Annotated in this window: 32 protein-coding genes; 7 read left to right on the top strand and 25 right to left on the bottom strand. The window is 69.8% G+C overall.

Annotation, left to right across the window (positions count from 1 at the left end; genetic code table 11):
* Positions 1-31: 31 nt before the first annotated feature.
* The 6 genes from ACIA6A_RS21470 to ACIA6A_RS21445 form a co-directional block, all read right to left on the bottom strand.
* Complete coding sequence (locus ACIA6A_RS21470) at positions 32-1207, bottom strand: hypothetical protein (protein WP_396099506.1); 1176 nt, start codon at positions 1205-1207, stop codon at positions 32-34.
* An 11-nt stretch (positions 1208-1218) separates the two neighbouring features.
* Entirely contained in the window at positions 1219-2283 is a 1065-nt protein-coding gene (locus ACIA6A_RS21465; RefSeq protein WP_396099505.1) for a hypothetical protein, read from the bottom strand.
* Positions 2280-2519 carry a hypothetical protein gene (locus ACIA6A_RS21460; protein WP_396099504.1) on the bottom strand — a complete coding sequence of 80 codons (240 nt, stop codon included), beginning with the start codon at positions 2517-2519 and terminating at the stop codon, positions 2280-2282. The genes ACIA6A_RS21465 and ACIA6A_RS21460 overlap by 4 nt, the downstream gene beginning before the upstream one ends.
* Positions 2516-3064, bottom strand: coding sequence for a hypothetical protein (locus ACIA6A_RS21455; RefSeq protein ID WP_396099503.1), 549 nt, complete (start codon positions 3062-3064; stop codon positions 2516-2518). The genes ACIA6A_RS21460 and ACIA6A_RS21455 overlap by 4 nt, the downstream gene beginning before the upstream one ends.
* Positions 3061-3618 (bottom strand): phage antirepressor KilAC domain-containing protein, encoded by a 558-nt coding sequence (locus tag ACIA6A_RS21450; RefSeq protein ID WP_396099502.1) that lies wholly within the window; start codon positions 3616-3618, stop codon positions 3061-3063. The genes ACIA6A_RS21455 and ACIA6A_RS21450 overlap by 4 nt, the downstream gene beginning before the upstream one ends.
* A gap of 168 nt (positions 3619-3786) precedes the next feature.
* Positions 3787-3912 carry a hypothetical protein gene (locus ACIA6A_RS21445; RefSeq protein ID WP_396099501.1) on the bottom strand — a complete coding sequence of 42 codons (126 nt, stop codon included), beginning with the start codon at positions 3910-3912 and terminating at the stop codon, positions 3787-3789.
* A 117-nt stretch (positions 3913-4029) separates the two neighbouring features.
* Here ACIA6A_RS21445 and ACIA6A_RS21440 point away from each other — a divergent pair, with 117 nt between their 5' ends.
* Complete coding sequence (locus ACIA6A_RS21440; RefSeq protein ID WP_396099500.1) at positions 4030-4347, top strand: hypothetical protein; 318 nt, start codon at positions 4030-4032, stop codon at positions 4345-4347.
* 2 nt (positions 4348-4349) lie between these two features.
* On the opposite strand, the gene ACIA6A_RS21435 is transcribed toward ACIA6A_RS21440, so the two are convergent.
* The 12 genes from ACIA6A_RS21435 to ACIA6A_RS21380 all read right to left on the bottom strand — a co-directional run bounded on the left by ACIA6A_RS21435 (position 4350) and on the right by ACIA6A_RS21380 (position 9269).
* A complete protein-coding gene (locus ACIA6A_RS21435; RefSeq protein WP_396099499.1) occupies positions 4350-4547 on the bottom strand; it encodes a hypothetical protein in 198 nt (65 codons plus the stop codon).
* Positions 4544-4816 (bottom strand): hypothetical protein, encoded by a 273-nt coding sequence (locus ACIA6A_RS21430; protein ID WP_396099498.1) that lies wholly within the window; start codon positions 4814-4816, stop codon positions 4544-4546. The genes ACIA6A_RS21435 and ACIA6A_RS21430 overlap by 4 nt, the downstream gene beginning before the upstream one ends.
* A 4-nt stretch (positions 4817-4820) precedes the next feature.
* Positions 4821-5057 (bottom strand): hypothetical protein, encoded by a 237-nt coding sequence (locus tag ACIA6A_RS21425; protein WP_396099497.1) that lies wholly within the window; start codon positions 5055-5057, stop codon positions 4821-4823.
* Between the two features lie 97 nt (positions 5058-5154).
* Positions 5155-5346, bottom strand: coding sequence for a hypothetical protein (locus tag ACIA6A_RS21420; RefSeq protein ID WP_396099496.1), 192 nt, complete (start codon positions 5344-5346; stop codon positions 5155-5157).
* 109 nt (positions 5347-5455) lie between these two features.
* A complete protein-coding gene (locus tag ACIA6A_RS21415; RefSeq protein ID WP_396099495.1) occupies positions 5456-5881 on the bottom strand; it encodes a hypothetical protein in 426 nt (141 codons plus the stop codon).
* Between the two features lie 75 nt (positions 5882-5956).
* Positions 5957-6226, bottom strand: a complete 270-nt coding sequence (locus ACIA6A_RS21410) for a hypothetical protein (protein WP_396099494.1) — start codon at positions 6224-6226, stop codon at positions 5957-5959.
* Entirely contained in the window at positions 6223-6501 is a 279-nt protein-coding gene (locus tag ACIA6A_RS21405; RefSeq protein ID WP_396099493.1) for a hypothetical protein, read from the bottom strand. Before ACIA6A_RS21405 ends, ACIA6A_RS21410 begins: the two co-directional genes overlap by 4 nt.
* Positions 6498-8135 (bottom strand): DNA cytosine methyltransferase, encoded by a 1638-nt coding sequence (locus ACIA6A_RS21400; protein WP_396099492.1) that lies wholly within the window; start codon positions 8133-8135, stop codon positions 6498-6500. Before ACIA6A_RS21400 ends, ACIA6A_RS21405 begins: the two co-directional genes overlap by 4 nt.
* Positions 8132-8398, bottom strand: coding sequence for a hypothetical protein (locus ACIA6A_RS21395; protein WP_396099491.1), 267 nt, complete (start codon positions 8396-8398; stop codon positions 8132-8134). The genes ACIA6A_RS21400 and ACIA6A_RS21395 overlap by 4 nt, the downstream gene beginning before the upstream one ends.
* An 81-nt stretch (positions 8399-8479) precedes the next feature.
* Positions 8480-8656 (bottom strand): hypothetical protein, encoded by a 177-nt coding sequence (locus ACIA6A_RS21390; RefSeq protein WP_396099490.1) that lies wholly within the window; start codon positions 8654-8656, stop codon positions 8480-8482.
* Positions 8653-9009 carry a hypothetical protein gene (locus tag ACIA6A_RS21385; RefSeq protein WP_396099489.1) on the bottom strand — a complete coding sequence of 119 codons (357 nt, stop codon included), beginning with the start codon at positions 9007-9009 and terminating at the stop codon, positions 8653-8655. The genes ACIA6A_RS21390 and ACIA6A_RS21385 overlap by 4 nt, the downstream gene beginning before the upstream one ends.
* Positions 9009-9269: a helix-turn-helix domain-containing protein gene (locus ACIA6A_RS21380; RefSeq protein WP_396099488.1), complete on the bottom strand. Its 261-nt coding sequence runs from the start codon at positions 9267-9269 to the stop codon at positions 9009-9011. Before ACIA6A_RS21380 ends, ACIA6A_RS21385 begins: the two co-directional genes overlap by 1 nt.
* 145 nt (positions 9270-9414) lie before the next feature.
* Between ACIA6A_RS21380 and ACIA6A_RS21375 the strand changes: the two genes are divergently transcribed.
* Complete coding sequence (locus tag ACIA6A_RS21375; protein WP_396099487.1) at positions 9415-9900, top strand: helix-turn-helix domain-containing protein; 486 nt, start codon at positions 9415-9417, stop codon at positions 9898-9900.
* 13 nt (positions 9901-9913) lie between these two features.
* Here ACIA6A_RS21375 and ACIA6A_RS21370 read toward each other — a convergent pair whose 3' ends face one another.
* Entirely contained in the window at positions 9914-11317 is a 1404-nt protein-coding gene (locus tag ACIA6A_RS21370) for a tyrosine-type recombinase/integrase (protein WP_396099486.1), read from the bottom strand.
* Positions 11318-11516: 199 nt separating this feature from the next.
* Between ACIA6A_RS21370 and ACIA6A_RS21365 the strand changes: the two genes are divergently transcribed.
* Positions 11517-13880, top strand: coding sequence for a phosphoketolase (locus ACIA6A_RS21365; protein WP_396099485.1), 2364 nt, complete (start codon positions 11517-11519; stop codon positions 13878-13880).
* On the opposite strand, the gene ACIA6A_RS21360 is transcribed toward ACIA6A_RS21365, so the two are convergent.
* A complete protein-coding gene (locus tag ACIA6A_RS21360) occupies positions 13866-14360 on the bottom strand; it encodes a MarR family winged helix-turn-helix transcriptional regulator (RefSeq protein ID WP_396099484.1) in 495 nt (164 codons plus the stop codon). The genes ACIA6A_RS21365 and ACIA6A_RS21360 overlap by 15 nt on opposite strands.
* Before the next feature lie 146 nt (positions 14361-14506).
* Between ACIA6A_RS21360 and ACIA6A_RS21355 the strand changes: the two genes are divergently transcribed.
* A complete protein-coding gene (locus tag ACIA6A_RS21355; RefSeq protein WP_396099483.1) occupies positions 14507-15574 on the top strand; it encodes an alkene reductase in 1068 nt (355 codons plus the stop codon).
* A 99-nt stretch (positions 15575-15673) separates the two neighbouring features.
* On the opposite strand, the gene ACIA6A_RS21350 is transcribed toward ACIA6A_RS21355, so the two are convergent.
* Positions 15674-16105: a hypothetical protein gene (locus ACIA6A_RS21350; protein WP_396099481.1), complete on the bottom strand. Its 432-nt coding sequence runs from the start codon at positions 16103-16105 to the stop codon at positions 15674-15676.
* A 173-nt stretch (positions 16106-16278) separates the two neighbouring features.
* Here ACIA6A_RS21350 and ACIA6A_RS21345 point away from each other — a divergent pair, with 173 nt between their 5' ends.
* The 3 genes from ACIA6A_RS21345 (at position 16279) to ACIA6A_RS21335 (ending at position 17720) form a co-directional block, all read left to right on the top strand.
* On the top strand, positions 16279-16815 hold the full coding sequence (locus ACIA6A_RS21345) for a hypothetical protein (protein WP_396099480.1): 537 nt from the start codon (positions 16279-16281) through the stop codon (positions 16813-16815).
* 4 nt (positions 16816-16819) lie between these two features.
* Positions 16820-16957, top strand: coding sequence for a hypothetical protein (locus ACIA6A_RS21340; RefSeq protein ID WP_396099479.1), 138 nt, complete (start codon positions 16820-16822; stop codon positions 16955-16957).
* 316 nt (positions 16958-17273) lie between these two features.
* Positions 17274-17720: an RICIN domain-containing protein gene (locus ACIA6A_RS21335; protein WP_396099478.1), complete on the top strand. Its 447-nt coding sequence runs from the start codon at positions 17274-17276 to the stop codon at positions 17718-17720.
* 135 nt (positions 17721-17855) lie between these two features.
* Here the strand turns inward: ACIA6A_RS21335 and ACIA6A_RS21330 are convergent, their stop codons facing one another.
* Genes ACIA6A_RS21330 through ACIA6A_RS21315 form a run of 4 tightly spaced genes read right to left on the bottom strand, consistent with a single transcriptional unit; the run spans position 17856 to position 23909 of the window.
* On the bottom strand, positions 17856-19595 hold the full coding sequence (locus ACIA6A_RS21330; protein ID WP_396099477.1) for an ABC transporter ATP-binding protein: 1740 nt from the start codon (positions 19593-19595) through the stop codon (positions 17856-17858).
* Entirely contained in the window at positions 19573-21318 is a 1746-nt protein-coding gene (locus ACIA6A_RS21325) for an ABC transporter ATP-binding protein (protein WP_396099476.1), read from the bottom strand. Before ACIA6A_RS21325 ends, ACIA6A_RS21330 begins: the two co-directional genes overlap by 23 nt.
* The gene (locus tag ACIA6A_RS21320; RefSeq protein ID WP_396099474.1) at positions 21308-22309 is read right to left on the bottom strand and encodes a ketopantoate reductase family protein; all 1002 of its coding nucleotides are present in this window, start codon (positions 22307-22309) and stop codon (positions 21308-21310) included. Before ACIA6A_RS21320 ends, ACIA6A_RS21325 begins: the two co-directional genes overlap by 11 nt.
* Positions 22302-23909: a dipeptide ABC transporter ATP-binding protein gene (locus ACIA6A_RS21315; protein ID WP_396099473.1), complete on the bottom strand. Its 1608-nt coding sequence runs from the start codon at positions 23907-23909 to the stop codon at positions 22302-22304. Before ACIA6A_RS21315 ends, ACIA6A_RS21320 begins: the two co-directional genes overlap by 8 nt.

The raw sequence follows: 23909 nt of genomic DNA, 5'->3' as shown, positions 1-23909 counted from the left end.
GCCCGAGAGGAAAGTCAGTGCGGTGCGGCGGTCACGTGACCTCACCGGCCTTGACCGCGGTCAGGAACCGGGTCAGCTCGGGCTCGGTCACGTCGTCGGACACCTTGTTCAGGTGCTCGCGGATCCGCTGCTCCAGGTCGTCGGAGGACCAGCCCCGCTCCCCGGCAGCGGCCTGAGCCTCGGTCCACAGGGCGTTGAGGTCCTTCACGATTTCGGCGTCGACCACCACGTCGACAGGCGGCTGCGGGGTGGCCCGGGCCGGTGCGGCGGGCTTGTCTTGCGGCTGGGGCAGTTTCGCGACCTTGGCATTCAGGGCGGCCTTCACCTCATCGGTGAGCGCCCCGTCCTGTGCCGCTGCCGTCCAGAGGTCGCGCACGTCCTGCACGGTGGCGGCGTCCTCGACGGCGGCCAGGTACACGGCGAGCGGCAGCTTGGGCCGCTGCGCCTCATTCTTCGCCGCTTCGATCGCGTGCCGCTCGGTCGTCGCCGCGCCGAGTGCCGCCCGGGAAGCGGCACCCAGCTCGCCACCGAACGCCTGCGCCGGGGTGATCCAGTCGAAGTGCAGCACCGGCACCATGAACACTCGCGATTCAACCTGCTTGCCGTCACGGGCGGCCGGGTCGAACGTCTTTTTCTCCCGCACCTGCACCTCAAGGCGGGCCGGGATCGGCTGCGGCGCCGACTCGATCGATGCGGCCAAGGTGGGCAGCTCGGCCGCCGAGTTCCAGCCGTGCGATTCGAGCTTGAAGACGCCCATGCCGGGCACCTTGGCCAGCATCAGCGCCATCCGGGTCGTCGGCTTGCACAACTCCCGCGCGTCGACGCGCCGGCCGTTGGCCTGCATTTGCTCGCACAGGCACGCCGCGTTGCGGATTCTTTCGACCTCGCCGTCGCACATGCGGTCCCGGTAGCCGTTGCCCCAGTGCTCAAGGTTCGGGTCGATGCGCTGCGGCGGCACCAGCACCGCGACCTCTTTGACGGTGCTGACGACCTCCCACTGCGGGCCGGTGTTCGCCTGCCACGGCTTCACTTGACCGCCGTACAGGTCGGCGATCGCATCGACGATCTGCCGGGACGGGGACGTGAACCGCAGGGTCTCCAGCTTCCCGGGCCGCATGTTGCCGTTGGAGGTGGGCACCTTCTGCCCGAGCCGGATCGCTCCGACCAGGGTGAGGCGCTGCTGCAGTACTTTCGGGCTGATCGACATGGTGGTTCCTTTCACGCTGCTTCGGCGGGGGACTGCTCGGCGCCGGCGCGGTCTTTCGCGGCCTGGCGTTCGCGAGCGGCGAGGGTTTCGGGGAGCACGAACGTGTGGGACGACACCGCAGCGGCACCGTGCTCGGTGACCCACTGGTAGGTGCGCAGCGCGGGCAGGAACCCGTGCTCGTACGTGAACCGGTCACACACGACCAGGCGGGTGCTGTATCCGTCGGGCCGCAACTGGATGACCAGGCCACCGTCGACGGGCAGCATCGGAATCTCGACGTCGGAGTTCTTGACCCGGATCACCGGGAAGTGCCGGTACCCGGCCAGCTGCAAGGCGTTCTCCGGGTAGAACTTCGCCTCGTCGTTCTCCCGCGACTTGTAGTCGATGATCAGGTCGACGGTGAGTTTCAGCTTCTGGGCCTTACGCCACGACACCCGCTCTCCCCGCGCCGCGAGGATCCGGGAGATCAGCTTCGCGGCGGCCTCGGAACGCTCCGCGTGGAAGCGGATGATGCCGTCGGTCTGACCCGCCGCCCCGACCTCACGGTTGACGAGGATCGCCTCAGCGAGCAGGACATCCTCGGGGGTGATGCCGTAGTCGTCGACGAACTGCCCGAACGACTTGATGTACAAGGCGATGTCGGCGTCGTGGTCCTTGATCTCGCCGTGGTACGACCACCATTCGGCCACGTCGTGAACGCGGACACCCTCGTCGGAGCGGCGGGCGGTCTCCCGCTTGTGCCGGTCGCCGACCCACTTCTGCACGCACAGCCGGCACACCCGGCACGGGCATCGCTCGCACGTTTCGTTATCGTCGTGCTTGCACCGGTTCCAGGTCCGCTCGCACGGCTTCTTCCGCGACGCCGCGACCAGGGTTGGCAGCTCCAGGAACGACAGCTCTGCGGCGAGGCCGCCGGCCCACGGGACCAGGCCTCGTTTGTCGAGGGCGTTGAGTGCGGTGGTGACGGACATGAAGCGGACGCCGTCGATGATGTACCAGCGGCCGTCGTCGGACTCCTCAACGGAGTGAAACGGCAGGTCCCGGCGGATCATCTGCTCGGCGCCCTCGCCGATCACGGGCGCTCACCGACCACGCGCACCGTCTTGCCCTGCGCCTCGTGGCGGGCGATGAAGTCAATGAGGCTGGTGTGGAACACCTGGCCGCGGACCCCGTCCGGCGGTAGGTAGTCGTCCAGCCAGAACGCGGTGAACTGGCTCCGGCCACGCTCGTCGGCCCTCGAACCGGCCTTGGGATACACGATGGTCTCTGTCGGTGAGGTGAAGTCCCCACGAGACGGAATCGCGACGGTCATGCCACACCGCCGAGGCTCAGCGCAGCCCACGCCGGACGGCCGGCACGCACGTTTCGGCGTGCAACAATCCGCGCCTTGCGCAGCTCGTCCGACGGCGGGACGAAGCCGGTCGGGGGAGTCTTCGCGCCGTTGTCGCGGCGCCCGTGCCAGCGCTCGTGGTGGCCGCGTGCCGGGTCACCGCACACCGCGCAACCACCCGGGTCCATGGTGGCCCGGCGTTCAGCCCGGTTGAACTTGGCGCTGAGCTGCCCGGCGAGCACCTCGTCCGCCTTCGCGTCCTCGTACGTGTACGGGCGGATGGACTCCGGGGCCCAACCGCCCTCGTCGAGCCGGGCCTGCGCGTCGGACCATGCCCGGTAGTCCGGGTCGGCGGCGAACACGTCGTCGCGTGCGCAGGGCCGGCACGCGCCGTCGAGGCGGGGGAAGGCGAAGCAGCGGGGGCACAGGTCGTCGACGCCATTCGCGCGGGCGTCGGCGAGGATCTGCGCGATGTATTCCTCGTCGGTGAGCGGCATCAGCACGCCATCGATGACCTGGGAAATCATGCGGCCTCGCTCTCGATCTGGTTCTGGCCGGCGTCGAGGCGCCCGAGCATGCTGGCGATGCCGACCTTCCCGGCCGGGGTGACGTACAAGGTGGTGCGGAGCTGGTCGTTGTGGTGTCGGGGCGCGTTCGGCTGGTCGCGTTCGCGGAACCAGCCCATGTACTTCGTGGTCGCCTCGTACCGGTACTCGACGACGTCGCGCTGCTTCGACTCGGAGAAGCGGCCGATCGGGGTGCGGAAGATGACCCGGCGGCTCAGCAGCTCCTCGCGCAGTTCACGCTCGGTGAGTCCGATGCGCTTGGCGAGCTGACGCATCAGGCAGGCATCGTCGCTACGCAGGAAGTTGTCGACGTAGGCGACCTTCGGGGCGTCGGCTTCGATCTGCCCGGCCTGTTGCTCGATCAGCTCTTGCTGCTCGGCAGCGAGACGCAATGCCTGGGCGAAGGTCTGTGGAAGTGACGGGGCGGCGATCTCGGCTTCGCGGGTACGGATGGCGAAGTAGGACTGAGCCTCCGCAATTTCCGGCTTACGCACGTCGCCGTTCATGACGGTCATGTAGGCGCCGTAGCGTGTGAGGCGGTAGTCGATCCGGGTCGTTCCCGGGGCGCTGCCCGCGACTGCTTCCCGGAGCCGGGAAGCGTGCTGAGCTGCGGTTCCGTTGTCGGCGCCGAGAGTGTTCTCGATGGAGATGATGGCGCGCTCAACGGCGTCGGCGAAGCGTTCCTATTTGGTGTAGCCGAGCGGGCCCATCAGCTCGCGGGCGGACCAGAACTCTCCGGCCCCGTCGGTGCGACGAATCGCATCGAACAGGCTGTCGCCCGTCGTGGGCTGGGTGGCGATCTGCGTCAAGGCGAACTCCTCTTGAAATCGATTACTAAATGCGCAAGCAGAAAACGATTTGTGCTTACGCAATAACCTATCGCACCGCGTCTACAAATCGCAAGACTGTTGCGGTACCTTGACGCCATGAATGAGACCGGCAACCCGACCGAGGCACTGGAGCGCCTAACCGCTGCCACCGAGCAGTACGAGTCCACCGGAGCAGCCCACGAACGCGCCCGCACCGACGCCCTCGTCGCTGTTGTCGCCGCCCTCCAAGCCGGCGCCGAACCCACCAAAGTGGCCGACGCCAGCCCGTTCACCGCGGCCTACGTCCGGAAGATCGCCAGAGAGAACGGCATCGCCCCCGCAAAGCGCGGAGTCAAAAGCAAGGGCGATTCCAGCCTCAAAGTCGTCATGCCGAAGCCCGCAAACATGCGCGCCAGCAAGCCCAAGGACGCCTGACCTCACGGCTCGCCCCTCCGCTGCCGGGGCACCAGGATCGGCACGGTCTTCGCGGTCTCCAGCTCCACGGCCGCCCTCACCAGGTCCCGGCCGTGGGCGACGCGTCCTTCACGGTGACCCAGCCGGTACGCGCCGACGACCACGGCCAGGACCACCAAGATCGCAGCCCAGCCCTGCAGCAGATCCCAGACCGCACTCATGGCCTGCTCCGGTGCGCACCGGTGTTCGCCCGGATCTGCCGACCACGCGTGCTCAGGCCTGGCTCCGCAGGGGATCCCGGTCCCGGCGGCACCACCCCGAGAACCTGGGCGAAGTCCCGGCCCAGGTTCCGGAGCCGGTCCTGGACGTACTCGAGCTCACCGGCAGCATGCTGGCGGCCCGCCCGGCCGGCTTCGACCACCATGACGGCAACCTCCGCGCGCAGGGCTTCGATCGTGGTGATGATCTGCCCGGCAGTCCGCCGGCTCACGGGATCACTCACCTGGATCACCGGGCCTGACCCAGCCGCGGCGCTGCGCCTCAGCGTCGAGCAGGGATTCCGCACCGCGAACCACCGCGGTCTCGGCCTGCTCGTCGAGCCACGCGTTGAGTTCCTGAACCCGCCGCCGGGTTTCCGCATCGATCAGCCACGCAGTCGGGGCGTTCGACGGCCGGTCCGATGGCAGTGGGAAACAGCGGTTGTACCGGCCGCGGTTCATCGGGGCGTTCACGTGTCCGCCCGGAACGCGCGCACACCGTCGAGGACACGCTGGACGCATACGGCGTGCAGGACTGTCCCGGCCACCGTCAGCAGCCATGCCCGGGCCCTCACGGGATCCGCTCCATGTCCGGGCCCAGATCCGCAGTGGCGTCGCACAGGGCGAACACGTCGTCGGAGAGCTGCCCGTACCGGGCCCGGAACCGGCTGATCAAATTCTTGACCAGCAGGACCTCAGCGATCACCGCGACGGTGATGATGACCGTCTGGACGACCAGGTCGAACTCTGCCGGGGTCAGCACGAGAACCACCGGGCCCGAACGATCCCAGCCAGGCCGACCACGAGCGTGACCGCGCCGATCGGGCCGAGGAACACCGCCGCGTCGGCGAGGAACATCAACACGTCGCTCATCAGCGCGTCACCCGCAACTTGCGCAGGATCCGCTCGAGCACGTTGACAGTCGTCGCGTCGGACCCGATGGCCGTCTCCGCCTCAGGGCCGGTGAGCGGGGCCCGGGTCAACGGCATGGGAATCTTCGCCTGGGCGGCCGGGACCATGATGCGGCGGGTCTCACCCAGCGGGGGAGCGGTCGCGGGCAGCGGCGGCAGGGGACGGATCAGCTGGGTTCGCTCATGCGACGGGACGTGGTGCCGGGACGAGTTTCGCGGCTGGGTGTTCTCCAGGCGGTGCCGGGCCCGGTACTCGGTCTGCTCGACCGGTGCGGCGCCGGGCCACAGGTCAGTCGGGTAGCGGGTCATCCCGGTGTTGCGGGCGGCGAGCCGTTCGACGACCTCGGCGGGACGGTGGATGCGGGTGCTGGTATCCAAGGGACTCACATGAACCTCAATGTGGTGGTTGTGCGGGCTGAACGCGGGGGCGCCGACGGTGGCCGGCGCCCCTGAGGAAGGGGGTCAGCGGGGTGCGGCAAGCCGGGGTGTGCGGTCCGGGGTGGCCCGGGTGACGAGCTGCCGGTTCGGGGACCGGCGCCGGTCCGGGACGTCCGCCGAGTTCCAGCCGTCACCGGATACGGCGGGGGACCAGGTGCCGTGGGCCAGCTCGGCCTGGTGCTGGCCGGCCAGCACCCACCGGGACTTGGATCGCTGGATGACGACGAATGCGATCAGGCCGCCGACGGCGGAGCTCAGCGCCACCACGGTGAGGGCGATCAGGTACGGCGTCACGACGCCACCTGCAGACCGAGCTTCGCCGCGACGTCAGGCAGATTCGCACCGTCAGTGCTGAAGTCCTGGTGCTGCCAGCCGAACGCGACCAGCGCCCCGTCGACCACGGTGGCGATGTTGAAGTCGTCGCTGCGATACGTGACCAGGCCGTCATCGATCGCGGCCTGCCGGTCCTTGAACTCCCGGCCCGTCGTCGAATAGACGATCTCCCAGCCGTGCTTGTCGGAGTCCAGGTGGTACATCGAACCCTTGACGGTCAGGTAGACGGCGCTCATGCCGCCAGCTCCAGCTCGATGCCAGTGATCGCCTCGATGACCGCCGCGCCCAGGTCCCGGGCCGCGCACGGGGTGACGGCGTTGCCCAGGAGGCGAACGCGCTCGCGCTTGGTGCCCAGCAGGATGTAGCCGGCCGGGAAGTCCATGCCCTCCCGGATCTCATCGACCTCCAGCATCCGGAAGGTGCAGTCATCCACCTCGAACGACGTCCCGACCAGGGCATCACCCTGGATGGTGGTCTGCGACGGCATCGGCACCCCCAGCGAGCGCAGCGTCCGCCCGTCGTAGGGCAGCAGCGCATGCGCATCCACCTCCGGCAGGTTCAGCAGCCCGTGATGGGTCCCGTTCGCGGCGAACGTCGGCAGCGGGGCGTCCTGCGACGGGCGCGCCACGCCGTTGTTGCGCAGCGGCACCACCAGGGCATCCTGCAGGCGGGCCGTCTGCGACCGCATCGGCAGCGACGCTGACCGGGCCTGTTTGCCGTCGCGGCCCTCGACCGGAACCAGCATCGGCACCACAACACCCTCGGTCTCCCGGGTCGTACGGGCGCGCATCGGCATCGTCACCGGCTGGGCCACGTCGTTCCACGTCCCACCGGACGGCACCAGCAGCGGCGGGCATGCCAGAGCCTTCGACGCCGTGGCATGCAGTGCCTTCAACGGCGCGCTCACCGGCCACGACCGAACCCCTGGACGACGCTCGAAGGTGTGCCCCGCAGCCTCAAGGGTGATGGGCTGCGCGTACCGGTCCAGGCCTGCCCTGATCCGGGCAAGCGTCTTCGGCTGCAACGGCCGGGCACGGTCCCCGATACGCACACCTGGCAGCGACCAGTCGATCGCGGCGGCCGCCGGCAGAGCGTACGGCTCGACGACCTGGCCCCGGCACGACACCGACGGGCACCGATAGTGGTACTGGGCCCCGTACCGCATCGCCCGGCGCGGGCCCGGCTTCGCGACATACATGGCCCGGACGTCGATGTCGCAGGTCGGGCAGTACGCCAGCGGCCGGGTCCACTTCTGGAAGTTCGGCTCCTTGTACTCGGCGCGCCAGAACACGAAGTACACCCGGTCGCGTAACTGTGGGGCACCCCCACCCAGGGCGGAGGCGAACGCCGAATTCAGCACCACGATCCGGTGCCGGTAGCCCATGGACGTCATCCGGGCCAGCCACGTGTCCAGGTGGTCCCACTTGAGTACGTCGGTGACGTTCTCGACGATGACCGCACGGTAGTGGTGGACCTCGGTGAACCGGGGTACGTCCTGCATCAGCATCCGGGAGCGCTGGGCAGCCTCGTCTGGCAGAGGCTCCTCGTACTCCTCACCGAGCATCAGCTGCTGCGGCTTACCGTCGTAGGTCTGCTTCACGCCCTTGGCGATGGACCAGTTCGTGCACTCCGGGGAGAACCAGGCGATGTCGGTGGTGGGGTGCCGGCGCGGGTCGATGGAGGCAATGTCGGCCATGTCGTGGTCGGTGTCGGGGAAGTTCGCGTTGTGGGTCTCGATGGCGAGGTTCCAGTGGTTCGCCGCCATGACGACCTTGCAACTGATCAGGTGGGCGAGACGCTCAGCGAGCTCGTGGAAGCCGCTGGTGCTGCCGCCACCACCGCAGAAGTAGTCGCTGATGGTGATGGTCACCGGGTGCTCCACTTGCTGGCGGGGCGGCACATGATCGGGTTGGCGAACAGGCGGCTAGCGCTGGCGTTGGCCCGTGCGACCTCGGTCGGGTCACAACCGCATTCGACCTCCCGCGGCAGGCCGCAGCAGTCGTGGGTCTGGACACCGGCGAGGTCGTACACGGTGGCGGGGTCGTCCCAGCGCGACGAGGCCGAGTCGAGCGTGCCAATGTCGGCACCATCGATAGGCCCGGTAGAGATCGAGGTTGTACTATGTGTTGTCACAACGTCCTCCTGGCTAGGTCGATCGTTGGATCAGAGCGACGCGGGCCCTGGGTGCTTCCGACACCCGGGGCCCTCGCTGTTTCAGGGGGCCGGCACTGGCGGGTCCACGCTCAGCGGCGGGAACGGCTTCAGGTGCCACGGGACGTGCAGGATGTCGGCCTGGTCGGCGGCGGCCTGCCAACTCGGGAACCTTGCTGGGTTGTCGCCTAGCTCGAGCAGGGCCTCACCGGACGGCAGTGGGGTGATGACCGCGGTCATGCGGCTCGCCGACCACGTTGGTTGCCGGGTCGAGGGATGCTGCGGCTTGCGGTTGTCACCGCGCCGAGGTGTCGTTCAGCTGCGGGACCCTCGGTGTGTCGCGCGATCGCGGCGTCGAGCATTTTCCTCGTCAGCCCGAACGCCTTGCCCTTACGGACGTACGTGAGGCGCCCTTCACGGCAGTCCTTGCGCAGGGTGTCGAGCGCCCAGCCGGTGATCTCGGCGACTTCCTCGAGGGAGTAGATCCGGCGCGGGTCCTCAGCCAGGCTTGCCGTGGCGACAACGCCGTTAAGGAGCCGGACCACGTCGTTGAGGGTGGCGGAGAGCTGTTCGAGGGTAGGGCTCTCGGGCATCAGGCGGCCTGTCCGGCGGTTTCGCGGTGCGTGGTCCGCGGCTTGACCGGCACGAAGCGGCTGATGCGCTCGACGGGGACGCCGAAGTAGTCGGCGATCTTCTTGCGGCTGGCGGGGGAGCCACCGCCGCCCTGTGCCTCGTTCTCGATTTTCCAGATGAAGGCGGGGTTGTAGCCGAGTTCCTGGGCGAGCTGCGGGCAGCTGAGACCCCGGCTCTCACGCAGGCGCCGGATGGCTGTCCCGTCGACCTTGGTTGGCATGCAGCGATGATAAGCAAGAAAAAGCAATTATGGCAAGCAAAAACAGGCAACTAAGAGCTGCAAGATGCAATGAGTCGACGCGGTGCGGGTGTAAGGCATCGACTATCGTCGACATGAGCGCGTCAACTCTGGGGAGTGATCCGTGATGCCTGCCGTCGAGCCCGTCACCGCATTGCCTGTTCTTGCCTGCTTAGATGGCGGCATGGCAGACACCCAACGCCTCGCCACCTACCTGGTTGCCCGGCGAATCCAACTCGGCTACCGCCACCGCCCCGCCTTCGCCGAGGCCGCCGGAGTCAGCCTGCGCACCCTCAGCGACATCGAAAACGGGCTACGCGTACCCAGCGCCAGCACCATCGCCGCCCTCGATCAGGCCCTGCAATGGCAGCCCGGCAGCGTGCGCGAGACATTGGCCGGCGGCGAACCGGCCCAGGCCAAGCTCGCATCGGAACCCGGCGACCACAGCACCGGCAGTGACCCGCTCCTAATCCAGGTCATGCGCAGCACCGACATCAGCGACGAGGACAAAGCTCGCATCGTGGAAATCCTCATCGCTGAGAAACGGCGGGCCGAGGATGCCAGGGCAGCCCACGCCCAACAGCTCATCGACCTGGCCCGCCGCCCTGACTGACACGGCGGCCGGCTTACGCCCCCGCGCGCACCGAGACACGCCGCCGAACATGCCCACGACGCACCAGCCCGGCACCGCGGCGGCGGTTACCGCCGCTCACCCGGGCGACCTTGCGTCGGCCGCCCTCGGTCAGCAGTCGCTCCAGGGCGTCCAACTCGTCCGCCCCTCCCAAGTCCAGCACATGCGCGTAAATCTTCATTGTGGTCTGGTACGACGCGTGCCCGAGACGCAGCTGTACCTTCTTTGGCGACATTCCCAACTCCAAGCACCCACTGGCATGCGTGTGCCTGAGGTCATGCAGACGAGGCCGCCGCTGCAACACCCCCGGGCAACGGCAGGTGGATACCTCATCTGGGTGGTACTGAGGCATCCGCCCCTGCTTGGGCTTGACCGGGGGCGGCGGCATGTGATCGGGGCAACGCCGAGCGGCGCCGACTGCCCTGAGCCAGTGCGAAGCCCGCAACGAGCCCGGGTGCCACGGCATGCCCTTCGCCGTCAGGAACACCCGCGCCGAGGGGCGGCGCCCCCGAACCAGCCTGGCAAGCACCGCCGCCGTTTCCCGATTGACGGTGATGTCCCGGGAACTCCTCGGGGTCTTCGGAGCACCGATGGTGCCATCTTGCTTAATCGTGCGCCGCACTCGGACGGTCGCCCCGCCCTCGCGCGGAAACAGAACATCACGGCACTCCAGTGCGACCAGTTCACCGAGTCGCATACCGGTGCGCAGGGCCACGAAAACCACGTCACGCAGGGCAGGAGCACAGTGGCTCAGGATCAAGTCGCACTCCCACGCCCGCAAGAACATGCCATCGAAGTCGCTGTTCGGCGGCAGGCCCACATAGTTCCTGCGCCCTCCAGGCAATGCCGCCGCCGGGTTCGACGCCAGCCACTTCGGCACCGCGCCGGCCAGGCACGTCGCCAGGGTGGTGTAGTACGCGCGAACGGAGGTTCCCTGAAGTGGCAAGTGCTGTCGCCGGGTCTTCCTGCCGCTCCAGGCGGGACGCCTCTTCAGCCACGACACCCACCGCTTGAGCTCGTCGCGGTCGATGTCGGTCAGCCGTAGATGCCCCAGCATTGGCAGCGCATGCACGGTCAAGGTCAGGATGTTGCTGTCTACGGTGGTTGCCTGAACGTCGCCGGCTTCGAGGCGTTGTTCACGCCATATCGGGAGCCACTCTTTCAGGGTCGGCACCCGGGACGGCTTTTCTTCCTCGCCGGTGACGGCCAGCGCGGCGTACATCTCGTCGCGGGTGATGCAGTGGTTCTTCGCTTCGGCGAGGGCTTTCGCGGCAAGGACGAGATTCATCCGTTCGGCCGGATCTCCATCACTGAAGGTGACGGACTGTTTGGGGCCATTGCCGCCGAGTAGCCAGGTGGTGCGGATCGCATTGCCGCGTACTTCCGGTTTCGAAGCCATGGGCAGGAACGATAAACAGAGGCTCTTCCCCATGGGGAAGTTTCACCCCCGCAAGGCCCTGCCAACCCCAGCAAACCCACTAGATCCATAACGCTGTGACCAGGCGTTGGCCGGAAACATGCAGGTCACAGTCGCCCGAGCAAGTCATGGATGACGAAAGGTTCCCGGTGAGATCCGCAGCAGGGGGTATCCCACGGGTATGGAAGCGCTCAGCACCACGGACCTCGACCGGCTCGACGCCTACTGGCGCGCCGCGAACTACCTGACCGTCGGCCAGATCTACCTCATGGACAACCCGCTGCTGCGGGAGAAACTCGTCCCCGAGAACGTCAAGCCGCGACTGCTCGGGCACTGGGGCACCAGCCCCGGCCTGAACCTGGTGTACGCGCACGTCAACCGGCAGATCGTCAAACGCGACCTGAACGCGATCTACGTCATCGGCCCCGGCCACGGCGGGCCCGCGATCGTCGCCAACACCTGGCTCGAGGGCACCTACAGCGAGCTGTACCCGTCGGTCAGCCGCGACGAGGCCGGCATGCAGCGACTGTTCCGGCAGTTCTCGTTCCCCGGCGGGATCCCCAGCCACGTCGCGCCCGAGGTGCCCGGGTCGATCCACGAGGGCGGCGAGCTGGGCTATTCGCTCATGCACGCGTACGGCGCGGCGTTCGACAACCCGGACCTCACCGTTTTCTGCGTCATCGGCGACGGGGAGGCCGAGACCGGGCCGCTCGCCGCCAGCTGGCTCTCCAACGCGTTCCTCAACCCGGCCCGCGACGGTGCCGTGGTGCCGATCCTGCACCTCAACGGGTGGAAGATCGCCAACCCGACGATCCTGGACCGGATCCCGGCCGGCGACCTCGACTCGTACCTGCGCGGCGCCGGCTACGAGCCGATCCTGGTCGAGGGTGCCGACCCCGCGCTCGTGCACCAGGCGATGGCCGCGGCGCTGGACCGGTGCCTGGACACCGTCGCGTCGATCCAGGCGCACGCCCGGGACAACCGGGACGGCACCCGGCCGCGCTGGCCGATGATCATCATGCGCACCCCGAAGGGCTGGACCGGCCCCGAGGAGGTCGACGGCAAGCCGGTCGAGGGGACGTTCCGGGCCCACCAGGTGCCGCTGTCCGACCCGCGCGGGAACGCCGAGCACCTGGAACAGCTGGAGACGTGGCTGCGGTCGTACCGTCCGGAAGAGCTGTTCGACGACGCCGGCGCGCCCATCGGTGAGCTGCTGGAGCTGCCGCCCACCGGGACCCGGCGGATGAGTGCCAACCCGCACGCCAACGGCGGGGTGCTGCTGCGTGACCTGGTGCTGCCGGACTTCCGGGAGTACGCGGTCGAGGTGGAGAGCCCCGGCACGCCGCCCGCGGAGGCCGCGCACGTGCTCGGCACCTGGATCCGCGACGTGATCAGGGCGAATCCGGACCGGTTCCGGCTGTTCGGGCCGGACGAGGTGGCCTCCAACCGGCTGCAGTCCGCGTTCGAGGTGACCGACCGGGCCTGGACCGCGCGGACCACCGACCTCGACGACCACGAGGCACCCACCGGGCGCGTCATGGAGGCGCTCAGCGAGCACCTGTGCGAGGGCTGGCTCGAGGGATACCTGCTGACCGGCCGGCACGGGCTGTTCACCAGCTACGAGGCGTTCATCCACGTGGTGGACTCGATGGTCAACCAGCACGCGAAGTGGCTCAAGACGACCCGCGGGATCGGCTGGCGGCGCCCGATCGCGTCGCTGAACTACCTGCTGTCCAGCCACGTCTGGCGCCAGGACCACAACGGCTTCAGCCACCAGGACCCCGGCTTCATGGACCACATGGTCAACAAGAAGGCCGAGGTGGTACGGATCTATCTGCCGCCGGACGCGAACACGTTGCTGTCCACGATGGACCACTGTCTGCGCAGCCGGCACTACATCAACGTGGTGGTCGCCGGGAAGCAGCCCGCCCCGAGCTGGCTGACCATGGCCGAGGCGGATCTGCACTGCCGCCGCGGCCTGGGCATCTGGGACTGGGCCAGCACCGACGAGGCAACCGAGCCGGACGTGGTGCTGGCCGCCGCCGGGGACGTGCCGACCATGGAAGCGCTCGCCGCCGCCGACCTGCTGCGCCGGCACCTGCCCGAGCTCAAGGTCCGTTTCGTCAACGTGGTCGACCTGATGCGCCTGCAGCCGGACACCGAGCACCCGCACGGCATGACCGACCGCGAGTTCGACACGATCTTCACGCCGGACAAGCCGGTGGTGTTCGCGTTCCACGGCTACCCGGCGCTGATCCACCGGCTGACGTACAAACGCACCAACCACGCCAACGTGCACGTGCGCGGATACAAGGAGGAGGGCACCACCACGACCCCGTTCGACATGGTGATGCTCAACGACCTGGACCGCTTCAAGCTGGTCATCGACGTGATCGACCGGGTGCCGGGCCTCGCGACCACGGCGGCCCACCTGCGCCAGCGCATGGTCGACGACCGCGAGGAATGCCGCGAGCACACCCGCGAGCACGGCGTCGACGACCCGCGCGTCACCGAGTGGACCTGGCCGGCCTCAGCAGTTCGCTGACACCGCCCGGGCCAGGTTCTCCTCCAGGAGCTCCAGCGTCCTGAGCGTCGCGGCACGGTCGGCGGGCGACTGCTCGCCGACCGTCCGGCTCTCAAGCTCCGCCCAGATGCCCTCGACCTGCTCACGCAGCGCGAGGCTGGCCGCGGTCGGGGCGACGATGGTGACGCGCTTGTCCGTGGGGCTCGGGGCGCGGCGCACAAAACCCGCGATCTCCAGGCGCTGCAGGGTACGGGTCATGGTGGCGGCGTCCGAGCCGAGCAGCCGGGCGAGGTCGGTCTGCCGTTGTGGCCCGCCGTCCCACAGCTGCATCATCACCAGCTCCTGACCGGAGTGCAGCCCGACGCGGCGCAGCAGATTGCCGACGTGCAGCCGGTGCAGCCGGGCGACCCGGAAGATCGCGTGGCTGACCGGGCCGGTGCGCGCGGAGACCGGCACCGGAACGCCGACCGGCTGACAGATCTCGGCTTCGTCCTCGGACACGCTGACCTCCCCAAACCATTGTCCGAACAGTAACCCGGGCTCGTCGCGAGTTTATCCCGCGCTGTGACGTGGCTAACCAACGGGATTAACGCTGGCATCGCGCTGCTTTACTTGTCCAGACAGGCAATCAGATGGGGAGCGCACCGATGACCACAGCATTCGACGCACACGACCTCGGCGGCAAGCGACTGGCGAACCGCATCGCGATGGCCCCGATGACCCGCAGCCGCGCGTACGGCCCGGGCGCCACTCCGACCGAGCTGACCGCCACCTACTACGCGCAGCGCGCCGGCGCCGGCCTCATCATCACCGAGGGCATCCAGCCGTCCGTGGTCGGCCAGGGCTACACCAGCACCCCCGGCCTGCACACCGACGAGCAGATCGCGGCCTGGCGACCGGTCACCGACGCCGTGCACGCGGCCGGTGGTGTGATCTTCGCGCAGCTCATGCACAGCGGGCGGATCGGCCACCCGAGCCTGCTGCCCGACGACCTCACCCCGGTCGGCCCGTCCGCGGTCGCCCCGGCCGGCCAGGTGTTCACCGACGAGGGCCCGAAGGACATGACCACGCCGCGGGAGTTGTCCGGACAAGAAATCACCGAGACGATCCGCGAGTTCGCCGACGCGGCCCGCAACGCGATCGCGGCCGGCTTCGACGGCGTCGAGATCCACGGCGCCAACGGCTACCTCGTCCAGCAGTTCCTCTCCAGCAACGCGAACCTGCGTACCGATGAATGGGGTGGCTCGGTCGAGGGCCGGATCCGCTTCGGCGTCGAGGTCGCCACCGCCGTGGCCGCCGCGATCGGCGCGGACCGGGTCGGCTTCCGCATCTCCCCGCACAACACCTACAACGACATCGCCGAGCAGGACGTCGAGCAGATGTACACCGCCCTCGTCGCCGCGCTCGCCCCGCTGAACCTGGCCTACCTGCACGTGATGGAGAGCGACCACCGCGACTTCACGCTGCGGCTGCGCAAGGAATGGCCCACCACGTTCATCCTCAACCCGTTCACCGCCCCCGCGGTTACCGGCCCGGACGAGCTCACCCTGATCGAGGACGGCACCGCGGACGTCATCGCGTACGGCGCGCTGTTCCTGGCCAACCCGGACCTCCCGGCGCGCCTCGCGGCCGGCGGCCCGTTCAACACCCCGGACTTCACCAAGGCGTTCGGCGGCGACCACGAGGGCTACACGGACTACCCCACCCTCGGCTGACCGGCACCGGCCCGGACGCCCTCGCGTCCGGGCCCGGCCCGCTGTCCGGCGCAGGCGACCCGCGCGAAGCCCTCCACCGTCGACCCGATCACCCCACCGCTACGTCAACCGAGCCAGGGCCTCGGCGACCTCGTCCACCGCCGCATCGAAGTCCTCCCGCATCTCGTCGTCGGCGATGCAGTGCGCCAAGGCCGCCCGGGCCCGCGGATCCACGACCGTCAGCAGCGGCAACCGGCCGCGACGCAGACGCGAGGCCGCGACCCCGAGGTCCTCGCCCCACTCGTAGCGCAGCCCCCGGAGGTCGACCACCAGACCGTGGACGGTGCCCGGATCGTCGATGTCGAGGAACTCGTCGATCTTCCACTTGATGAACGCCGCGTCACCGGAACCGGACGACCCGGGCCGGTAGTCGCCGGAGAACGAGATGACACCGCCGAGGTAGCCGCGCTTGCGGGCACGGAACACCGCGCAGGTGTACGTGATGTCGCTGATCCGGTCCAGATCGACCGGGATGAACTCCCGTGTGGTCATGTCTCCCTGCTCGGCCATCTCGTCCAGCTCCATGTGCTCGCCGTTCCAACCGCGCTCACCGCCACCGGCGTCCTTCCCGTCCGTATCATCGGGAGCCTATGTCTACGGCGATGAAGCGACGCACGTGGCACGGTGACGGGCTCCACTGGTAGGTCGCGGGGTTCGCCTGCCTGGTGCTGGCGGGCCTCGCCGGTGTCGCCATGGCGTACTCGCCGGCGTCCGGTGCTGTCGGTGACGCCTCGGCGGCGACCGTCTGCTGGATGACCGGCTGCTCCGGTGGTGGCATGGCGCTGAGCGGCTGGGCGCTGACCCTGGGCGCGGTGCTGTTCGTGCCGGCCGCCTGGTTCCTGTTTCCCCGTTGTGGCCGCCTCGGGCGGATCGTTCTGCTGGTGCTGGGCACCCTGACGTTCACGTACGCGTTCCTGATGGTGCCTGATCCGCGGGAGCGGATGAGCGGTGCCGGCGCGCACGCCCTCGGGGACGGGATGCTGTGGGGCGTCGGCACCGTGGTGGTGAGCGCGGTGCTGCTGGGGCTCGGCATGCTGATCAACCGGGCGTATTCGGGATCCGGGATCGTGCCGGCCATGGCCGTCAGCACCACCCTCGTCCTCGGCGGCATCTTCGCGTTCGCCGACAACGCCGACGAGGATGCGGTGATCATGACGGCCGGCCGGCGACACCTCCCTGCGGGTCGCGAGCGTCACCCATGAGCACGTGCTGGTGTCGACCGTCGCGCACGCGGACGGCCGGGTGATCGAGGCGGCGGACGAGTCGTGGCTGCGGTGGCCCGCCGCCCAGCTCGACTACGCGTTCCGCAAGGAGTTCGACTACAAGCGGGCGCGGCCCCTCTGACGCCCTGAGGCCCGGCAGGACTGTGCCGAGGGGGCGTTCCAGGGCGGGGACGACCCGGTCCGGGCCCGGACCGGCCTGCGATATCTGCTCGACCCATTTCCGGACCGTGCCGAGAGATTGCGCCTTTCGCGTATCGCCCACAGGCGGCGGACCTGGCCGGGAACCGGCCAAACGGCCATGTCGCCATTTTGCACGCGTGGGGTTTCTGCAGGTCGCCGCGTGTAGTAGCGTCCGGGCCGCCGATTCACGACGGCGTTCGGAAACGTTCGACACGGGGAGACCGGAATTGCGTAAGTCTGTCAAGAACATTGCTGTCATGGTCGCCTTGATGGTGGCCGCCACCATCGGCATCTCGTCGCCGGCCTCGGCCGCCGACAGCGTCGGCACCTACGAGAACCGTCGCACCTTCGGCTGTCTTGACAGCAACAGCGCCGGCAGTGCCTACACGCAGGGGTGCAACGGCGGTAACAACCAGAAGTGGACCCTGCAGTTCATCAGCGGGACGTCGTATTACCTGAAGAACAAGGCGACCGGTAAGTGTCTCGACGCCAACTCCGCGAACAAGGCCTACACGCTTTCCTGCAACGGCGGCACCAACCAGCGGTGGCGGCGGGTCTACCCGGGTTCCGGGCAGGCCTACGGGCAGTGGATCAACATCCAGACCGGGAAGTGCCTCACCGGCTCCAACCTGACCGGCACGCACGTCGTCTACACGTCCAACTGCTCGGACACGAACCAGCAGGTCCTGTGGGGCAAGATCTAGTTGTGCTGTTCAGGCAGGTCGCTCCACCGTGATGCTGCTTCGACCCCACGCGCACGTTTGCGTCTGGCGCGTCTGATCGTGGACGACCATTGGTCGATCACGCCCGCACAGCCCGGCCGATCGATGAGGGCCTGATCAGCGGGCGGGCCCGATCAGCCGGGTCCAGGCGGTGGCGAGAGCGGCGTACGGGCCCGGTTCGCGCAGCAGTGTGCGGTGGTGGCCGGACTGCACCACCCGGCCGCCGTCGAAGACGATGACCCGGTCGGCGGTCTCAGCGGTGATCATGCGGTGCGCGATGGAGATCGTGGTGCGGCCGCGGGTCAGGACGGACAGGGCGCGCTGGACCGCGACGTCGGTGGCCGGGTCGACGCCGGAGGTGGCCTCATCGAAGATCACCAGGTCGGGGTCGGCCAGGGCGGTGCGGGCCAGCGCGACCAGCTGCCGTTCGCCGACCGAGAGACGTTCGCCGCGCATGCCGGTCGGGGTGTGCAGGCCGTCGGTCAGGGTGGCGAACCATTCGTGCAGGCCGAGCCGGTCCACGATGCGCAGCACCTGCTCGTCGGTGGCACCCACCGCGCCGAGCCGGATGTTCTCGCCGATCGTGCCGGTGAACAGGAACGGTTCCTGGGGGACGATGACGACCCGGCCGGCCAGGGAGCCGGCGGTGATCCGGTCGAGCGGCACGCCGTTCAGCGACACGGTGCCGGCCGCCGGTTCGAGGCCGCGGGTGAGCAGTTTCGCGAACGTGGACTTGCCCGAGCCGGTGCGCCCGACGACCGCGACGTGTTCGCCCGCCCCGATGTGGACCGTCACGTCGCGCAGCACGAGCGGGCCGCCGGCGTACCGGGCCGAGACGCCGTCGACGTGGACGCCGACCGGGCCGGGTGGCAGGTCGGTGCCGTCGGCGGCCGCGGCGCTGGGCGTGGTGACCAGGGCCAGGGCGCGCCGCCAGCCGCTGAGCGCGTTCTGGGCCTCACCGAGGCTCTGCACCAGGAACTGCAGCGGGCGCACGAAGAACGTGACGAGCAGGACCATCGCGACGACCTGTCCGGCGCTGTGCCCGCCCCACCGGACCCCGCCCAGGAGCACGGCCACGGTCATGGTCGAGATGGCGAGCTCACCCAGCGAGGTGTTGCCGTGCAGTGGGGGCAGGGTGCGCACGAGGCTGTCGCGGGCGCGGTCGACGGCCTCGTCGAGTTTGGCGCGGGTCCGGTCGCCGGTGCCGGTGGACCTGATCACCGCCGCGCCGAGGACGGACTCCGCCACGGCGCTCTGCATGCGGGACAGGTCGCGGCGCGCACGGTCGTACCGATGGGCGATCAATTTCTGCATGATCCGCATGGCCATCAGCAGCAGTGACGTGATCAGGAGCACCGGCAGGGCGAGCCGCCAGTTGTAGGCGAACATCAGCACGGTGGCGATGAGCAGCTGGGCGGCGTTGGTGAGGAACTGGACGCCGCCGCCCTGCAGGAACGTGGTGACCTGGTCGACGTCGCTGGTCAGCCGGGCCACCAGATCGGCGCTCGGCACCCGGTCGACGGTGCTCGCCGCCATGTCGTGCACCCGGCGCAGTCCGGCCCGGCGCAGCCCGGCGAGGGCGTTCTCGACGCGGTCCTGCAGCCGCCGGTTCAGCACGACGGACGCGGCGCCGGCCATCAGCACGGCGGCGGATCCGATCAGGACCGCGGGCAGCACGGTACGGACCCCGAGCCCGCTGTCGATCGCCCGCTGGATGGTCAGCGGCGCGATGATCCGCCCCGCGCCGGCGAGCAGCGCGAGGGCGCCGGTGAGCGGCAGGCCCTGGCGCAGCACGGGGGAGACGCGCACCGCGGTGCGCAGGAAGGGCCCGGTCTCAGGAAGCACGGGAACGCTCATAGGCAGTCACGATGCGGCGGTACTCCTCGAGTTCGAGCAGGTCGTGCTGGGTGCCCTCGGCGACGGCCCGGCCGGCGCGCAGCAGCACCACGCGGTCCGCGAGCGCGATCGTGCCGGGCCGGTTGGTGGTGATCAGCACGGTCGGGCCACCGGCCGCGACCAGGGCCGCGAGCGCGTCCATGACCTGCCGTTCCACCCGGGGGTCGAGCGCGGACGTGGCGTCGTCGAGCACCAGCAGCCGGGGCTCCCGCACGAGGGCGCGGGCCAGGCAGATCCGCTGGCGCTGACCGCCGGACAGGGTCGCGCCCCGCTCCCCGACGATGGTGTCCAGGCCGTCGGGCAGGCCGCGCACGATGTCGTCGGCGGCCGCCACCCGCAGCGCCCGCCAGAGGTCGCGCTCGTCGTGCCCGCCGGCGAGGTCCAGGTTGTCGCGGATCGACTCGGCGAACAGGAACGGGCTCTGCGACACGACCGCCACGTACTCCGGCACGGCACCGCGGGCCAGGTCACGCACGTCGACCCCGTCGAACAGCACGGTGCCCCGCTCCGGGTGGTGCTGCCCGGCGGCCAGGTCGAGCAGCGTCGTCTTGCCGGAGCCGACCGGCCCGACGACCACGGTGATGGTGCCCGGTTCCAGGACCAGGTTCACCCCGCTGACCCGTACGGCCGCCACGTCGCGCAGCTCCACCCGTAACGGGACCGGGGTGGGGAGCCGGCGCCGGCCGAACCGCACCACGTTCGGGCTGCTCAGCACGGACTGGACCCGTTCCTGGCCGGCGCCGGCGACCGGCAGCATGGACAGGAACCGGCTGATCACGTTGAGCGGGATGGAGATGGTGATCAGCAGGTAGACGACCCCGACCAGGTCACCGACGCTCAGGGTGCCGTCGGCGACCCGGGGCGCCGCCGCGGCCAGCACCACCAGCACGGCGGCGGTGGGCAGCAGTTCCAGCAGCGGGTCGAACACCGAGCTGACCGCCGCCATCCGCAGGTCGGCGGTGCGCAGCCGCTCGACGACCGGGGCGAAGCGGGCGTCCTCGACGTCCCCGCGGCCGAGGCCACGGATCACCGGGCCTGCCTCGATCGACTCGTGCGCGACGCCGCCGACGAGCCCACGGGCCTCCTGGGCGTCCCTGGCCCGCGGGGCGAGCAGCCGCTGGTAGACGACGTTGAGAACGAGGACCAGGACGACCAGCGCGAGCCCGGCCAGGCCCAGCACCACCGCGCGGAAGAACAGCTCGGTCAGCGCGAGCAGCAGCATGAACACCATGCCGACCGCGAAGTACGCGAACTGCATGGGCGACCAGAGCGCGTCCACGTCGGACACCGCGTGGGCCAGCAGCTGGCCGGGGGAGCGGCGGCGGTGCCACCCCAGGTCGAGGTCGAGGTAGCGGCGCACCACGGCACGCCGGGTCTCGGCCTGGGCCCGGTACTGCACGTGCCCGGTGGCGACGCCGCGGACGAAGATGGTGCTCCACCGCACCGCGGAGATGCCGAGGATCAACAGCGCGCTGATCCACCAGGTCCGGGTCGCGACCGGGTGCCCGGCCAGGGCCGGGATCACGAGGTGATCGGTGGACCAGCCGATGGCCCAGGCCCCGGCGACCATGGTGGCGCCGTTGAGCAGGCCGCTGACGGTGGCGATCCAGGCCGGGCCCGGGTGCGCCCGGGCGCCGGCGAGCTGGGTCGCGAGCGCCGAACGGCGCCGCGGCTCAGCGGGCATCGACGGCCGACAGCAGGGCGGTCAGGGTGCGCTCGCGATCCGGGTACGCGCCCCCGAGCAGCTCCTGCAGCCGCCGGTTCAGTGGCGCGGTGAGCCCGTGGCGCCGGGCGAGCAGCACGATCTCCCCGTTGAGGTAGTCGATCTCGCTGGACGCGCCGCGCGCGAAGCTCTGCCACGTGGACAGCCGCCCGGCGACGTGACCCTCGACCGGCTGGACGCTGAACGCGGTGCCGTGGAAGTCGAGCGCGTGGCCCGGCGGCAGCGGCACCCCGGCCGCGGTGAGGACGGTGATCGCCTCGTCGCGCAGCCGGGTGCGGGCCTGCTCGCGCAGGTCGTCCGGGCCCTCGAGCAGTCCGGTGCCGTTCGCCGCCAGGTTGCCGAGCAGCTTGGCGGCTTTCGGCGCGCGGATGTCGTCGACGGAGAACGCGGCGATGCCACTGGCGCCGAGGTCCGCGACGATCGCGGTCTGCAGCGCGTCCGATCCGGCGGGGTACCGGCCGAGCCACACGACCGCGGCGGGGTCCAGCGACGGCGACACGATCTCCCCGGCGCTGAGGTAACTGGCGGCGACCGCGATCGTGGCGCCGTACACCCGCTCGAAGCGGCGCAGGGCGAGGTCCTCGGTGGCGATGCCGTTCTGGAACGTCACGATGGGCAGGACCGTGGCGGCGGCCCCGGAGGGCGTACCCGTGTCGTCGGCGACGGCCCGCCACGCCCACGCCGCGAGCGCGGCCTCGGCGTCCTGGGCCTTGACGGTCAGCAGCAGCACGTCGTCGACGTGCAGGTCGAGCTCGTCCGGGCCGGACACCACCGGGACCTTGACGACCTCGTCGCCGGTGGGCCGCCGCACGGTGAGGCCCTCGGCGGCGATCCGGTCGCCGTGCTCACCGCGGGCCACCAGCACCACCTGATGTCCCGCGGGCACGAGCTGGGCGGCCAGCGCGCCGCCGACCGCGCCGGCCCCGATGATGACGTAACGCTTGTCAGACACGTGCTTCTCCAAGGTGCTTCCGGCCGGGGATGGCGTCGATGAGTTCCTGGGTGAGCGGGCTGGCCGGGTTGGTGAAGACCTCGGCGACCGGGCCTTCCTCCACGACCCGGCCGGCGCTCATCACCGAGACGGTGTGCGCGACCTCGGCGACCACGGCCAGGTCGTGCGACACGAGCAGGTAGGACAGCTGCAGTGCTTCCTGCAGGTCGGCGAGCAGGTGCAGGATCTGCTCCTGCACCAGCACGTCCAGCGCGGACACCGGCTCGTCGAGCATGATCAGATCCGGTCGCAGGGCGAGGGCCCGGGCGATAGCGACGCGCTGGCGCTGGCCGCCGGACAGCTCCTGCGGGAGCCGGTCCAGGTACGCGGCGGGCAGCGCGACCTGGTCGAGCAGTTCCAGGGCCCGGGCCCGGCGGGTGCGCCGGTCGCCGACCCGGAACGACACCAGCGGCTCGGTGATCGACTGGCCGACGGTGAATTTCGGGTCGAGGGTGGCGAACGGGTCCTGGTGCACGAGCTGGGCCTGGCGGCGCAACGGGCGCAGCTTGTTCCAGGACAGGCCGGTGATCTCGGTGCCGTTGAGGCGTACGGATCCCCGGGTCGCGGTCTCCAGGCCGAGCGCGATGCGCAGGGTCGTGGTCTTCCCGCACCCCGATTCCCCGACCAGCGCGTGGGTCTGCCCGCGGGGCACCGACAGGCTGACGTCGTCGAGCGCGGCGAAGCCCCGCGGGAACGTCTTGCCGACCTTGCTGAGGGTGAGCACCGGTTCCGGGCGCTTCTGGTCGCGGACGTCGAACCGGGCCACGATCCGCCCACCGTGCGCGAGCCGCGGGGCGGCGGCGATCAGCCGGCGGGTGTACGGCTGCTCCGGGCGGGACAGGATGACCCGCGGGTCGCCCTGCTCGGTCGTGCGGCCGTGCTGCATGACCACCACCCGGTCGGCCCGGTCGGCGGCGACGGCCAGGTCGTGGGTGATGATCAGCAGCGAGATGCCCTGCTCGCGCACGAGCCCGCCGAGGTGGTCGAGGATGCGCTTCTGCACGGTGACGTCGAGCGCGCTGGTGGGCTCGTCGGCGATGATCAGTTTCGGGCGCCCGGCGAGGGCGATCGCGATGAGCGCGCGCTGGCGCAGGCCGCCGGAGAGCTCGTGCGGGTACTGCCGGGCGCGCCGTTCGGGATCCGGCACCCCGGCCTGGTCGAGGTACTCGACGACCTCGGTGTGCACCGACGGCCCGCTGATCCCGCGCAGTTTGACGACCTCGGCGATCTGGGCGCCGACCCGCTGGGTGGGGTTGAGCCCGACCATCGGGTCCTGCGGGATGAGCCCGACGACCGAGCCGCGCAGCCGGCGCAGCGTGCTCTCCTTGGCGCCGGCGGTCTGCACGCCGTCGACGACCGCGGAGCCGGCGGTGATCCGGCCGTTCGGCGGGAGCAGGCCGATGATCGCGTTGGCGGTGGTGGTCTTGCCCGAACCGGACTCGCCGACGATGGCGACGACCTCCGCGGCGCCCACCGTCAGGTCGAGCCCGACGACGGCCGGCCGGACCGTGCGGTGCCGGACGTAGCCGACGTCGAGCCCTTTGATGTCCACAAGCGTCAT

The sequence above is a fragment of the Actinoplanes sp. NPDC051494 genome (genome assembly GCF_044454705.1).
GTDB lineage: Bacteria > Actinomycetota > Actinomycetes > Mycobacteriales > Micromonosporaceae > Actinoplanes.
The sequence above is the reverse complement of the archived record's forward strand: the minus strand, read 5'-3'. Positions and strand labels throughout refer to the sequence as shown.